Genomic DNA, 14031 nt, shown 5'->3' with positions numbered 1-14031 from the left:
CAACGGAATATCAAGGTTTCGAAAAATTATTCAGTATATTCTTTGGTTTCTTGTAACGTACCATCTTGCTTATAGATTTTCAGCTTTGTTTGCTTATTCCGAGCAATTTCTTGAGCTCGTTCAACCGCCTCTTGTTTGTGGGTAAATGTATTACTTGCTTTTTCAGCGCTGTCTGAAATCACCAACCATTGGCCGTCTTTATATTTAACGTTGACAGCCGCCGTTAATAATTTTCCCGCATGTTTATTCTGTTTATGCGAATCTTGTTTCGTAGGATTTGCTTCTTGTTCAAATGCCTTTTTGTCTGCTGCACTTGCCTCTTGATACCATTTCTCCGCTTGACTAATCGCAATTGGAATGGCGCGATCATCAGGGTAGCCATCCGCAAGCAACGCATTGCCAATATCTATCGCTTTTTTCCGAATCAAAGGTGCTAAATTTTTCATTGATGTAGGATAATCATTCATATTCCAAGGCATCAAAATCTCCTCCTTAAATTCTGTCTATTACTAGCTTACTACAGAAAAGGAACATTTGAAAAAGAAATGATTACTTTGAATATTTCCTGAACATTCTTGAGAGAATAAACCTAATTTCCCGTTGGCCAAACTTCTCAATCTTTGAGTGTATGATTACTCATTTCCCTTTGAATCAGTTATGATAAAGGAAGAAATAAATAAATTTTTTGGAGGGATTTTCATGAAAATGTCTAAAGTACTCACCACTGTTTTGACGGCAACTGCTGCTCTTGTGTTGCTTAGTGCTTGTTCATCTGATAAAAAAACAGATAGTAGTTCTAGTAGCAAAGAAACAGCTAATTCAAGTACAGAAGTAGTCTCTGGTGCTTCAATTAGTGCCAAGCCTGAAGAGCTCGAAATGGCGTTAAGTGATAAAGGAAATTGGATTGTCGCAGCTACTGACAATGTCACTTTTGATAAAGAGGTAACAGTTGCTGGTACTTTCCATGATAAGGGGAAAGATTCCAACGATGTCTATCGTAAATTAGCGCTTTATTCTCAAGATGATAATAAAAAAGTAACTGCTGAATATGAAATCACGGTTCCTAAGCTAATCGTTTCTTCTGAAAATTTCAACATCGTTCACGGGACTGTCAAAGGTGATATTGAGGTGAAAGCAAATGGCTTTACTTTAAATGGTACCAAAGTTAATGGCAATATTACTTTTGATAAACAAGAATACAAAGATTCTGCTGACTTAGAAAAAGATGGTGCCACTGTTACTGGTGAAGTCACCGTAGCCAATAATTAAGTTCTTACCAGACAATTTTAACTAGTAAAAAACCAATGACAAATGTTCAATCAAATTTGTCATTGGTTTTAGTTTGTAAACACAGTGCCAGCATTGGTAGATAATTACAAAATGAACTCACTCTTTGCCATAAGCCTAAATAATTAAATGGTTTTACCTGTTGTAGCTGTGGAATCCTTGCTAAGCCATATAAGCTGGCTGCAAGCATACATAAAATAAACAAAAAGCCAAAAAGGTTTTTATTTTTTTGCGAACCGTCTTTACTATAGATAATGGTTAAGACGCCCGATAATAACAAAAAGCCTGTATAACCGACTGCTGATCCTCCGTTATGAAGCGCGGTAGCAACTGTGCCAGCGCTTGAAGTGTCTACGCTGAAGAGCCCACTGAAAATACAATCAAATAAACCATAAGCGCCAATCATTGCCACTACTAACCAAGCACCTTTTTTCGTTTTTCTGGAAAAAATAGCATATATCCTAGGTAAACTTGCTAACATCAACATTCCCGCAATGATAGTTAACCGATTAAAGTTTTCCCTAACTGGACTATTCACATCACCTAATAAGCTAATTACTTCTGTCAATTGATTGTAACCTTGATCTTTGAATCCGACATAATAAGGTGTAAAAAAATCAAGTAAGACCCCTAAAACTAAAAAATAGCCGCCATATTTTTTTAAAAGCTGCATTTATTCACCTCAATTTTGATTTTCTATTTACTTTAAGTATAGCATATCAAAAATTCCAAATAATGAAACTTTCTTTTCCACTAAAAAACTTTTCGTCAGCGCGAGACGAAAAGTTTTACTTTAGGATTCAATAGAATCTACAATCTTATCATTTTCTTTTGATTCATTTAGCCACTCCGAGACAATAATTTTAATGATTGCAGCAACAGGAACTGCTAAAAACATCCCTAAGACGCCGAAGTACGCTCCCCCAATCGTGATTGAAACAATAATTAAAATCGGATTGACATTTAGGGCATCTCCCATAATTCGAGGACCAATAATATTACCGTCAATTTGTTGTAAAATTAATAAAACTAGTAACACCGTAATGGCTTGAGTAACACCACCTGTGAAAAGCGTAATCACACCAGCAACAATTGACGCAAAAATCGAACCAAAATAAGGAATCATATTACAAATACCTAATAAAATCCCCAAAGTCACAGCAAATTTCACATTCAAAATACTTAACAAAATCGTTGATGAAACGCCAATTATACAAGCATCAAGAAATTGGCAACTGATAAATTTATAGAAAATTTTATTCGTTGTATTTAACCAGGTTTGTGTTTGCTTGTACACTTTTTCAGACAGCAATTTGTGGGCGGCCTTTTCAACAAATGTCAAAATAGATTGCTTAAATACCAGCGCATATATTGAGATAATCAACGTTAAAAATGCATTTAAAAAGAATGAGGAAACATTTTTAGTCAACGTTCCTAATGAAAATAACGCTTGTGTCCATTGATTTAAAAAACGTTCCGGCGACAAATCTTTAAGGACACTATTTAAATATTTTTCAATCGCGGCTGTTTTTAAAATCCCTTTATCTTCTAAACTCATCACAAACTGAACCATGTGATCATAAAAAGTGGGTAAAGAGTTTGCTAAATCTACTAAATTACTAATGAGTAGCGGAACGATATAGTTTAATGTCAAGACAAAAATAAACAAAATAATCAGGTACAAAAGGAGTACACTCAAGCCGTGTTTCGCTTTTTTAACGACTGGTAAAGGAACTCTTTCTAGTAATCCCTCGATTTTTTTCTGACTTCCACTCAATAAATAAGCAATCACGAACCCAGTAATGAATGGGGATAAGATGCCTAACAAACCCGAAACACTATGGACAAAGTGCTGATAATTCGTGATTAATAAATAGCCAACAATCAGCGCCATTACAAATAAAAAGCGGACAACCCAGTAATTCCAATCAACATTGTATTTCTTCAATCACTTCACCTCTAAATAAATTATGCCTATCATTGTAATTGTAAACGATTTGTGGCAAAAGGCAAGTTTGTCCATTCGTTCTTGATGAAATACACAAAGAAGCCAAACACTTTAAAAAATGTGTCTGTTTATTCTGCAGTATAAAAATGAGGCACTAGGCCTTTCTTCTTTTCATAAAAGAAGCAATTTGGGCTACAAGTACGTTTAACTTGTAGCCCAAGTTGCTTAGATAGACTAAATTTATTTTTTCGATTCCACTGTGACCGTAAAGTTATCCATAATGAAATCTTTATCGGCACCTGTTGTAAAAATACCAAACGTAGTGTTTCCTGAAGCATCCCCAATTATTTCTGCTTCATAATGCTTGGTTTGACCATCTGCTGCTGTCGAAGTCAACTCACCGACTGGCTTAAAGTCATTGTTATTTTTCAACTCCCCATTAATGGTCCCAGCAGTAAAGACATTTTCACCATCAGTTTGATAATCAAATTGGACCGTATATTTCTTGTTCGGTTCAAATTTAATATTTTGCGGAATTGTTTGAAGCATCAAACCTGCTCCTTGTTTATGGGCTTTCAAGGACCAGTTGCCTTCTAATACATCTGAAACAAGGTTTCCATTCCAACCATATTGTGTGTAAGGTTCATTTCTTTCTGATAAATGAATCCGTGGATCTTCTACACCACCAGCTGAGCCTTTAACAAACGGATATAACCCAACTGCTTGTGTGTCTTCAAAATCTTGCTTAATAACTGTTTGTTTGTCTGGGTTCATGATATCCGTTTGACGCTCAACAATTCGTAAATCATCAAATTTTGTAACGGAATTGCCTTTATCAACCGCTAACGTCACCGAGCCTTTTTTGGCATTATCTGGGATTTCAAAATCAATTCGCATATTTTGCATATACTGCGGATTTTTCCTGCTTGTATGGTTAATATCTGCCTGAATATAGTTTTGGGCAACCGAATTATTCACTGTCCGCGTATATTTTTTACCACCAATTTTAACAGTTACTGTGGCTTTGCGATCATGTGTTTCTGTGTTTAGATACAAACTATATTTTCCTGATTTAGGAAGATTGATGTCTTGTTTGATTTCGGTTCTTTCTTTTTCTGAACTAAAGACATAATCACCGTTAGCATCTTTTTTAACCTCTCCATCACCTCGGAAAACTTTCCAGTTATTTTTTAAGGTATTGGCTTCATTAAATCCAGGATCTTTAAATGGTGTTCCTGTTCCAAATGTCATCGGTTCAATACTGTCAGGTTCAGCAATGACATACGGTGTATTAGCCTCGGCTTGGATGGTCACTTGGTTATTTGTAGTGGCAATTGTGCCTTTGTCAATACGCCCTTGATCTGTTAATTCATATAAATGTAAATTCGTTTTTCCTTGCATTTTCTTATCCAATGACCAAGTGCTGGTACCGCCTTTTAGATTCCAGTGATATAGTTTGTCTTGACCATTGACATTCCAAGGCAGTAGATACGCATCACCTTTTAGAACTTCTTTCTCATTTAACGTAATGCTTCTTGGCGAATTAGCATCTGCTTGAGTAACGGTCACTTTTTCAGCACCGTTCGCTAATTTAATTGTGCCATAGATTTGACCATCTGCTGCTGTTGTAGTTTCCCAGTTTGTAATTTGGTAATGTTGTAAGAACTTAGTTGGGACATTAATGGCAAAAGTTTTTTGGCGATAGGTATTAAAATTGGTTTTACCCACCCAACCTTCATAGGCTTCAAATTCAGCTCCACCTAACAAAGGGTTGTCCGAAATAATCCAAGTGTCTTTTTGATGATTCCGAATAAAACGAACGATTGTACTGTTAAAGCCTTTCGTTGTTGTACCGCCGTAATCTTTTTCTGCAGACCAATGGTTCCAAACCGAGTCATACTCTAAAGCATTCGGAAATTCATTGGTTGTAAACCAACCGAGTGAATTAATTTCTTTACTTAGTTGACGACTTGCCCAACCTGATTCGCCTTGATTGCCCCAAACATCAACATAAATATAATCTAGATTCGGTGCTTTTTGTTTTAATTCTTTAAAGCGCTCATAACGACGACCACTCAATGCATCGGGTCTTTGTTTAATAAAATAAGACGGATCTAACCAATCCCAGCCACGCTTCGTTGGATCAACTAATTCCTCATTAAATCCTTTTGCTTCTGGGTAAGACTCGGTGTCATTAATATGCACACCGAAAACGGCATTTAATTTATGGCCTTCATCAATTAATTGATTCAACGCTTGTTCCCCACCAGGTCGCTGACCAATAGCACCGTAATCTGGATGCGCAGAATCATGTCCTTCATTTTGATACCCTTTTAGTAAATTCATTTGTCCTAATCCATCTGTTAAATTGTAAATGCGTTTTGATTCGTCTAACGTCACTAAGAATGGGTTCGTCGCCTGACTAGCAAAGTTAAAAGGAATCCGTTGGTTGACTAATTCAGGGACTTTTTCCGCGCCCATTGGGTTATTCATAATTGAACGGAACCCAATTGCCGCATCTTGCCAATCCACCCGCTTGTCGTCGTTGCTATCTTTTGAGAATTTAACTTTCACTTCTGGCGTTTCTCCAGTTGTGTAATCTTCCGGTGCATCAAATGGTCGATAGGTCCATGCCCCACTTGACAAGGTTGTTACAAAACCAGTCGCCGCTTCTTTTGTTTGTTTATGGATTCGATTGTTGTCACTACCATCGACAGAGCCGTCTCCATAGGCGTTCGTCCAAAAACTTGCAGCATAATTTGCTGTATTTAAGAAACCGTACATATATTTTTTCGTTTCTTCTTGACTAGTTGTAGTTAAATCTTGGATAGTATCACCATTTTTATTTCCGTTATTTGCATTTGTCCCAGTATTCATCACAACGCCAGCAAAAGTCGCCCCTTCATCTGTACTATTGACAGAAATCAAGCCTTGATTTGGAATTGAAATTGTGTGTATTTTGGTTCCTTCTTCACGAATATCTGAGAGTTTCATAGCTAATTCTTGGCCTTCGGAAACAGTCAATGTCGTTGTGAAACGCAGGCCAATTTCTGGGACAGCTACGTTATAAACGGCTTGATTTGCTTCACTCTTTTGTTTTTCAGCAGTTGCTTTATATGCTTTGCCATCAATCATTACTTGGTCAATTTTCTCGTGTTGGCCATTAAAAATCACTTGATTACTCTGAGGGTCTTCGTAGCGAATAATTCGTGGAAATTGTGGATCAACCACGGCTGTTAAATCTGCAGAAGAGATTTTGTCGCCTTTTTCAGCTTCATTGTCTTTAGCAACAACAACGCTGGCTTTTGCTTTGATGTTTGTATTTTCCAAAGTACCGTCGACTTCAAAAGTCCCTGGTTCTTTGTATGCATCAGGATCGATTTCATCCCAACGGACTGCTTCATTGGCTTCTTTACCAGTATTATAGGTCACTTTTACTTGTTTCGGTAATTTTGGTGCGACACCAATTTTTGTAAAAACTTTGACTGGCGCAATTTGTGTCACTTCTGGCACAATTTCTGGAATGCTATCTACGGGGCCATTTTTAAAATAGTCATAATTGACAATTTTTTTGTCATACCACAAACGGACACCCACATGTCCGGCTTCTGTTGGAATTTTGTCTCCGTTGGCCAAAACAGGTTCTCCTTCGTAAATCAACGTGGTGTTAAGCCAGATAGTAATTTTTTCACCAACATAACGTACTTTCAACAAATAATTCGTATCTTCATTTAACGTTGGCCCAGAAATCGAATCATTCCACGAATTAGGGCTTTCAACTAACCATTTGCCATTCGCGTTGTAGCCTACAAAAACCCAGCTATCTTTGGTATTACCACGAATAATCACACCCGTTCGACCGCTTCCAGCAGTGTATTTAAACTTTGTTTCTACTTCACCATCAGCTAATTTAGGGGAATCTAAATTTAAAGATACGGCATTATTACCTGCTGCTGCATCTCGTGAAATCGCCAATGACTCTCCTGCTAATTCTCGATTTGTTTTACCAATCACATCTTGCCACTCACCAATTTTCCCTCCTGGAAAATCAGATTGCCACAATTTTTCTTCTGTTGCGGCAGGTTCCACCATTGATGAGCTTGTTTCAGTGCTGCTGTTTGTTGTTTCTTCTGCAGACGTACTTAATGGTACTAAAATCGTTGCGCTTGCCAATAGTGTCAATGTACTAAATCGTTTTATTTTTCCATGTTTCATCTGATAAATCAGCCCCCTAACATTTTTTGAACACGCTTTCATTATTAACAATTAAAGGGGCGTTCCAAAAATAAATTCTTTTATTTTTGGAACGTCCATCTCTAAATCATTCTCTTAAAAACTTTGATTACTTACGACAACAAGTCAGAATTATTCATCCTCGTCATCTACTGCAACATTTAGCAGCAATTCGTTGACTTTCACAATACTTTCTGCTGATTCCTTAACATAGTCACCTTCAATCGCTAATAAACTTGCATTTACATAGCTGATAACCATCGGTAAATTCATTCCAGTATATAAGTCAAACGAAGCACCTTGCATAATTTTTTTAGATAATATATTACAAGGTGTCCCCCCTAATAGATCAGCAAAGACAACAAAATCTTCTAACGATTCCGTAATCGCTTCAAATTTTTCTAAAAAGTCAGCTTCACCTTCTTCTGGTAATAAAGCAACAGTGGAAATTGTTTCTTGCGGTCCCATAATCATCTCCGCACTTTTTTTCAATTCCTCGCAAAAACGGCCATGACTTACTAAAACTAAATGTTCACTCATCGATTTTCTCCTGTCTTACTTATTTTGAAATAACACCTAACGCAGACAATGCGACACAGACAATTAATACGATAAAAATGGCTTTAGTAGACGTCATATTCTTTTTACCTAGCATCCAATAAACGCCACCGACAATTCCTGCAGGAAGTAGGCGTGGTAAAATCATATCCAAGTTATTTTGCATGTTAAGTGTTACATCCCCAATACTTGGTGCCCATGATAGTTTGACATTAACCATCGTTGCCACTAAAGCGCCAACCATGAAGACCCCTAGTAAAGTTGCAGCGTCTGTTAAGGCAGTTAAGCGGTGTTGCATAGTTGTTACCAAAGAAATTCCTTCGCGATACGCAAATTCCAATTGTTTCCAACGGAAGACCATCACGGCAATTTGAGCAACAATCCAGATAAAGATACCAGTTGGGTTGCCATTAATCGCCATGTTGGCAGCTAGCGCCCCAAAAATAGTTGGAATTAAAGCTGCGAAAATTGAATCCCCAATTGCTGCAAACGGTCCCATTAAACCAGTTTTCAAACCTGAAACTGTTTGTTTTCCAGCAATGCCTTCTTTTTCTTCAATGGCCAAATCGATCCCTGTAATAATTGTATTAAAGAAGTTTGAAGTATTGAAAAATTGCGTGTGTGTTTTCATTACTTCTTTTAATTCAGGCGTATCATCCCCATAAATTTTACGCAATTGTGGCAAAATCGTATACAAGTAACCTGATCCTTGCATTCTTTCGTAGTTCCAACCTAATTGGAAAGTAAACAAGCTTCTGCGATTAATTTGTTTAAAATCTTCTTTCGTCAATTTATAATTAGATTTCGTCATCTTCAATCTCTCCTTCGTCTGAATCATTCGCTGCATGTTCTTTTTTGGCTGCTGGCCCACTCGGAATCATTTGGCCATTTTTGTAGCTAATTGCGGCTAAAGCGAAACCAATTAAAGCGACTGCTAACATTGGTAGTGCGTTAAATACACCACTGAAGTCTTTCACAACGCTCGCAACAGATGTTCCTAAAAGTTGCATGTTTGTAAAGATTGTTCCTAGTAAAGCAGTTACAGTGAAACCAAGAATTAAATAAGGGAAATGTTTTTTCACTGGTAAGTAACGTAGTAAAATTGCAAAACCGACCGCTGGTAAGACCGCCCCAGCAACAGACAAGCCATCACCTAACCATTTCAAATCGCCATTTAGGACAGATACAACTTTTTGTACTAAACCACCACCAAAAGCAAGTGCTAAGAAGACTGGAATCATTCGAGAAAGAGACCAAGGTAAGGCACCCATTAAGAAGTTACGTTCAATTCCTTTGTAGTTCATATCTTCGACCATTTTATCAATCCGATGTGCAAAGTAGGTATTCGCAAAACGAGCCAAAATGTCTAATTGAATCATTAAACTAGCAACTGGTACTGCAATAGCAGCGATTGCTTGTTCAGGGTTCATTCCTAAAGACACAGAAAATGCTGTGGCAAGAATCGTACCTGAGTTAGCATCAATTTTGGAGGCACCCCCGAAAGTCCCAACTCCTAATACAGTTAATTGCATACTTCCACCAATAATAAGTCCTGCTTTAATATCCCCCATCACTAATCCTGCAAAAAGACCTGCAAACACTGGTGCACTTAATGAAGAATAAATTTGTAATTCATCTAAAATTTGGTATCCTGCGTATAATGTTAATAATAAGATCTGCCACCATAAGATATTCATTTTTTGTTCCCTCCTATTTTGTTATCAAACTCATAAAGTCTTCCGCTTTGTCACTTGGCACCATTTGAGCAATCAGATGGACACCTTTAGCATTTAACTCTTTAAAAACCTCAATATCTTGATCGACCACATTGATTGACTTAGTAATCGACCGTGTTTCGTTTGTTTGAGACATGTTCCCAACATTGATTTCTTTAATCGGCACCCCAAGTTCTACTAGTTTTAATAAACGATCTGGTTTCCGTACCACAATTAATAAACGTTGTGAGTCGTATTTTCCTGCTAAAATATTTTGAGCAGCTTTTTCAATTGGTAACACGCTTAGTTTCACGCCAGCTGGTGTTGCTAATTTCAAACCACTTTTTTCAATGGCATTCCCTGCAACCTCATCATCAACGACCATAATTCTGGAAATATTCAATTTTGTCGCCCATAAATTTGCCACTTGTCCATGAATCAAACGTCCATCAATTCTTACGCCAATAATACTCATTGTAATCCCTCTTTCATTTCTTTATATAGTGGTTCTTTTACTAACTGAATTTCTGGTTGGTACGTTCCTTCCGTTTCAAAAATGACGATCTCATTTTGCCCTTCTTTTAATAATCCTTTGGGAATATATAAGGAAAGCGTCGGACCAACATTCCAGAAACGACCAAGATTGGTTTGGTTAACAAAAACAATTCCTTTGCCGAATTTAGAAACATCAATAAATGTATCTTTCACTTCTGCTAACTCCATATGATACTGGTAAAAGCTTGGTTGATCAGGTTGCCATTCTCTTGAATAGTCTACCTGTTCACAGCTTGTCATAGGTAAACAATATTGTTGCCATTGCGTCATAAAATGTAAATCTGCCATGACACCCGTTCGAATCCCTTTTTTCTGAGTATCTGCAAATAGTTTATGCCCGTAATTGACACGACCCATATTTTCCATTAAAATATCGATTTGATTATTCTCTTGCGGCAGTGTAACGTAAATATCTTCGCCAATTTCCGTTTGATATTGCGTTGCTTGATGTACCTGATTGACAAATAATTGCAGACGATCACGACCGTCAATCACTCTTAGCTTTTCTTCTGCAGCATCTTTTTCAATGCTTGTTCGGTAAAGAAGATAGCCGGTATTTTGTCCTAATTGTTCCATGGTTTGCGGATAAACGCTGACCACTGGCTGACTAATCGTTTCTAAAGTCGCAAACAAACTCACTTTGTTGGTTAAAGGAATTGCTGTTTGCGCAAAAGAATCTTTTACTAATGGTTCAGCTTGTGGTAACGCAGGGTACTCTTCGTGAAGCATTTTTTGTAACGCGAAATACTTTTCGGTTGGGTTCCCTTGTTCATCAAGTGGCGCATCATAATCATAGGAAGTGATTTGTGGTAAATCAATGGTTCCTCGTGCGGAGCAGCCATTCATAAACCCAAAATTGGTGCCGCCATGAAACATATATAAGTTGATACTGCCTAATGCTAATGCTTCTCTAACTGATTCAGCCAATTCTTGCGGATCTCGTTTAATAATTGGCTCTTTCCAACGATTAAACCAGCCATCCCAAAATTCCATACACATTAGCGGCCATTTTTTACCATGTTCTTCAAAAAAGGCTTGCATCATACCGAAATTTTCTTTGGCTTTTGAGCCAAAATTCCCAGTTACTAAAATATCATCTTCAATCATGCTGCCTGCCCGCAATGTTGCGCGCCATGGCCCGTCAGAAGTAAAAAATGGTGCTGTCACGCCACGTGCAATCATCAAATCGCGAATCGCCCGTAAATACGCTTTTTCTTCGCCAAATGAACCATATTCGTTTTCGATTTGAATCATTAAAATATTGCCACCGTTAGCAAGTTGATGCGGAACAATTTTTTCCATTAAAACATCATAATATTCCGCAACATGCTTCAGATAGGTTGGATTATTCGAACGCATCCGTCCTGGTTCATTTAATAGCCAGGCTGGAAAACCGCCAAACTCCCATTCTGCACAAATATAAGGAGACGGCCGCACAATCGCATATAGTCCAAGTTCTTGTGCTAATTTTAAAAAGCGCTCCAAATCTAATATTCCCTCAAAATGAAATGTTTCTTTTTGCGGTTCATGTAAATTCCATGGTACATATGTCTCAACTGTATTGAAGCCTAAAGCTTTCAAGTTATAAAGTGAATGATACCAATCTGAGGGATCTACACGAAAATAATGAATGGCGCCTGATAAAATTTTAAATGGTTGACCATTTAAAAGAAACTCCTCTTTAATTTCAAATCTGTCCACATTGCCACCCTTTCTAGTAAACGCTTTCAATCACTGGATAATTGCTAAATAAAGAAAGCTCTTTATTTAGCAATTTCGACTACTTGGATGTTCATAAGATGTTTCTTCACGTTCTCTACGTCTACATGCCCAGTCATTCTTTCTTGGGCATTAGCCATTCCAGCCGCCATGCCCCATTTTAGCAGTTCGGCCGCTGGGGCATCCTTGGCTAGTCCATATGCAAGACCAGCAATGGTTGCATCTCCTGAACCAACAGGATTTTTAGCTTGAATCGTTGGAATTTTTACACGATAGAATTGATCGTGATGTTTGGCAATTGCACCATCTTTTCCTAAAGATATGACAATCCATTCAATTCCCGCAAACATTGGTTTTGTTAAAGCTGTTTGTACAGCTGCTAATGGATTTTCTGAAAAATCTTGCCCTAGCAATCCTTCTAGTTCCTCTAAATTAGGTTTAATTAAATACGGTTTCCATGGTCCTTGAAGAACTTGCCTTAAACTATCACCAGAAGTATCTAGTAGCACTTTAACCTCTTGTGCGTGAGCTTTTTGAACTAATTCTTGATAAAAATCTGATGGTAATCCTTTCGCTAAACTGCCAGAAATTGTGACAATTTCTGCTTGCTTAATTAATTGATCGAAATTTTCAAGGAAGTTACTGATTTCTTCTGGGGAAACAGTTGGTCCAGCTTCTAAAATTTCAGTTTGATTCCCCTCGTGCAAAATCGCAATCGAATCACGTGTTTCTTCTTTGATTGACGTAAATGCTTGGGGGATGTTTGCTTTCTTTAACTCATTTGCAATAAACGCCCCATGAAAACCACCAAGAACGCCGGTAGCGATAACATCTCCACCTAAATCATGAATAACGCGAGTGACATTTAGTCCTTTGCCACCAGGGGTTTTGGTCACCTGACTGGTCCGATTAACGGTATCAAGCTTTAGATGATCTAATAGGTAGGAGATGTCAATTGACGGATTCATTGTTACTGTTACTATCACAGCTATGCCTCCCAATTACCCTTCGTTTACTTGAACTTTCGCATGCCAAGAGCTGGCGGTTGCTGCGATGACTTCATTTAAACTTTCAATGTTTTCTCGGCCTTCTGTTTTTAACCAATCACAAGCCGCAGTTTCTCCTGCTTCAACGAAAGGTTTCACGCCATTTTTCCACGTAGCACGGCCACATAAAACACCATTAAATGTTGAACCAGCTTCTTTAGCGAAACGTAGTGTTTCTTGGAATAGCTCTGTTGAGACACCGGCACTTAAAAAGATAAATGGTAAATCAGTGGCTTGACTTTGTTCTAAGAAATAATTCGCCGCTTCCTCTTTTGTATACGCTGTTTCAGCCGGCGCAAAACCTTCTACAAAATTCATATTAACTGGAACTTCCACTTTCAATACATCTACTTTATATTGGGGTTTAGAAAATTCTTTCATCATTTCATTCACTTTATGCGGTTTAACTTTTGCATATTCTAAAGAAGTTGCATCTGCTATTTGTGCATCATAAGAAACTAATTCTAAGTAAAATGGTAGGTCTTCTTCTGCACATTCACTCCCTAAGCGTTCAATAAATACATGTTTTTGATGATTGATTTCTGGATCCTCATCCACATCATAGTAGAGTAAAAATTTAATCGCATCTGCGCCTTCTTCTTTCAAGCGTAAAACAGACCAATCTGCTAGTAAATCAGGCAATCGTCCCGGAGTTGTTGCATCATAGCCCGTTTTTTCATAAGCGAGTAACAATCCAGCCTCGGTATCGCGTGCTTTTGCAGCAGGCAATCCATATTCTGGATCCAATAAAATGGCGGACGCATAAGGTGTCAATTCTTTCGAGACTAATTCTTTAAACGTTTCAATTTGTGCATCAGTTGGCTCTACATCTAGCGCTTTGATCATTTTTTTCAAGGCACCTCGTTGATCAATGGCTAATGCGCTAATGATTCCTTCTTGGGTTGACAAACGATCCATTGCCGCTTTTTTTCCAGCTGTTAACGTAAGCATAGTTCCTCCTCCAAATGTT

At 37.8% G+C, this 14031-nt stretch carries 12 protein-coding genes; 1 reads left to right on the top strand and 11 read right to left on the bottom strand.

The window, feature by feature from the left end:
- Window positions 1-26: 26 nt before the first annotated feature.
- Window positions 27-479 (bottom strand): DUF2188 domain-containing protein, encoded by a 453-nt coding sequence (locus IGK96_RS05880; protein WP_070415805.1) that lies wholly within the window; start codon window positions 477-479, stop codon window positions 27-29.
- Between the two features lie 178 nt (window positions 480-657).
- Here IGK96_RS05880 and IGK96_RS05875 point away from each other — a divergent pair, with 178 nt between their 5' ends.
- On the top strand, window positions 658-1269 hold the full coding sequence (locus tag IGK96_RS05875) for a lipoprotein (RefSeq protein ID WP_002382413.1): 612 nt from the start codon (window positions 658-660) through the stop codon (window positions 1267-1269).
- 46 nt (window positions 1270-1315) lie between these two features.
- On the opposite strand, the gene IGK96_RS05870 is transcribed toward IGK96_RS05875, so the two are convergent.
- From IGK96_RS05870 to lacD, 10 genes are all read right to left on the bottom strand, one after another.
- Window positions 1316-1960: a DUF998 domain-containing protein gene (locus IGK96_RS05870; RefSeq protein WP_085443070.1), complete on the bottom strand. Its 645-nt coding sequence runs from the start codon at window positions 1958-1960 to the stop codon at window positions 1316-1318.
- Window positions 1961-2080: 120 nt separating this feature from the next.
- Window positions 2081-3235 carry an AI-2E family transporter gene (locus tag IGK96_RS05865; RefSeq protein ID WP_002386882.1) on the bottom strand — a complete coding sequence of 385 codons (1155 nt, stop codon included), beginning with the start codon at window positions 3233-3235 and terminating at the stop codon, window positions 2081-2083.
- Window positions 3236-3475: 240 nt separating this feature from the next.
- A complete protein-coding gene (locus IGK96_RS05860) occupies window positions 3476-7450 on the bottom strand; it encodes an endo-alpha-N-acetylgalactosaminidase family protein (protein WP_113821047.1) in 3975 nt (1324 codons plus the stop codon).
- Between the two features lie 150 nt (window positions 7451-7600).
- The gene (locus IGK96_RS05855; RefSeq protein ID WP_002361967.1) at window positions 7601-8008 is read right to left on the bottom strand and encodes a PTS sugar transporter subunit IIA; all 408 of its coding nucleotides are present in this window, start codon (window positions 8006-8008) and stop codon (window positions 7601-7603) included.
- Between the two features lie 19 nt (window positions 8009-8027).
- Window positions 8028-8837, bottom strand: a complete 810-nt coding sequence (locus tag IGK96_RS05850) for a PTS system mannose/fructose/sorbose family transporter subunit IID (RefSeq protein ID WP_002357254.1) — start codon at window positions 8835-8837, stop codon at window positions 8028-8030.
- Window positions 8824-9723, bottom strand: coding sequence for a PTS mannose/fructose/sorbose/N-acetylgalactosamine transporter subunit IIC (locus tag IGK96_RS05845; RefSeq protein WP_002357253.1), 900 nt, complete (start codon window positions 9721-9723; stop codon window positions 8824-8826). Before IGK96_RS05845 ends, IGK96_RS05850 begins: the two co-directional genes overlap by 14 nt.
- A gap of 13 nt (window positions 9724-9736) precedes the next feature.
- On the bottom strand, window positions 9737-10216 hold the full coding sequence (locus IGK96_RS05840) for a PTS system mannose/fructose/N-acetylgalactosamine-transporter subunit IIB (RefSeq protein ID WP_002408868.1): 480 nt from the start codon (window positions 10214-10216) through the stop codon (window positions 9737-9739).
- The gene (locus IGK96_RS05835; RefSeq protein ID WP_174115613.1) at window positions 10213-12027 is read right to left on the bottom strand and encodes a glycoside hydrolase family 35 protein; all 1815 of its coding nucleotides are present in this window, start codon (window positions 12025-12027) and stop codon (window positions 10213-10215) included. Before IGK96_RS05835 ends, IGK96_RS05840 begins: the two co-directional genes overlap by 4 nt.
- A 32-nt stretch (window positions 12028-12059) precedes the next feature.
- Window positions 12060-13001: a hexose kinase gene (locus IGK96_RS05830; RefSeq protein ID WP_010706669.1), complete on the bottom strand. Its 942-nt coding sequence runs from the start codon at window positions 12999-13001 to the stop codon at window positions 12060-12062.
- 15 nt (window positions 13002-13016) lie between these two features.
- The gene (gene lacD / locus IGK96_RS05825; RefSeq protein WP_002357245.1) at window positions 13017-14012 is read right to left on the bottom strand and encodes a tagatose-bisphosphate aldolase; all 996 of its coding nucleotides are present in this window, start codon (window positions 14010-14012) and stop codon (window positions 13017-13019) included.
- Window positions 14013-14031 lie beyond the last annotated feature (19 nt).

Source organism: Enterococcus sp. DIV0682, assembly GCF_051712685.1.
Taxonomy (GTDB): Bacteria; Bacillota; Bacilli; order Lactobacillales; family Enterococcaceae; genus Enterococcus; species Enterococcus faecalis.
The sequence above is the reverse complement of the archived record's forward strand: the minus strand, read 5'-3'. Positions and strand labels throughout refer to the sequence as shown.

Coding starts and splice junctions, on each gene's coding strand:
- IGK96_RS05860 (WP_113821047.1), bottom strand. CDS start 7,450: ATGAAACATGGAAAAATAAAACGATTTAGTACATTGACACTATTGGCA.
- IGK96_RS05880 (WP_070415805.1), bottom strand. CDS start 479: ATGCCTTGGAATATGAATGATTATCCTACATCAATGAAAAATTTAGCA.
- IGK96_RS05870 (WP_085443070.1), bottom strand. CDS start 1,960: ATGCAGCTTTTAAAAAAATATGGCGGCTATTTTTTAGTTTTAGGGGTC.
- IGK96_RS05845 (WP_002357253.1), bottom strand. CDS start 9,723: ATGAATATCTTATGGTGGCAGATCTTATTATTAACATTATACGCAGGA.
- IGK96_RS05875 (WP_002382413.1), top strand. CDS start 658: ATGATAAAGGAAGAAATAAATAAATTTTTTGGAGGGATTTTCATGAAA.
- IGK96_RS05850 (WP_002357254.1), bottom strand. CDS start 8,837: ATGACGAAATCTAATTATAAATTGACGAAAGAAGATTTTAAACAAATT.
- IGK96_RS05840 (WP_002408868.1), bottom strand. CDS start 10,216: ATGAGTATTATTGGCGTAAGAATTGATGGACGTTTGATTCATGGACAA.
- lacD (WP_002357245.1), bottom strand. CDS start 14,012: ATGCTTACGTTAACAGCTGGAAAAAAAGCGGCAATGGATCGTTTGTCA.
- IGK96_RS05855 (WP_002361967.1), bottom strand. CDS start 8,008: ATGAGTGAACATTTAGTTTTAGTAAGTCATGGCCGTTTTTGCGAGGAA.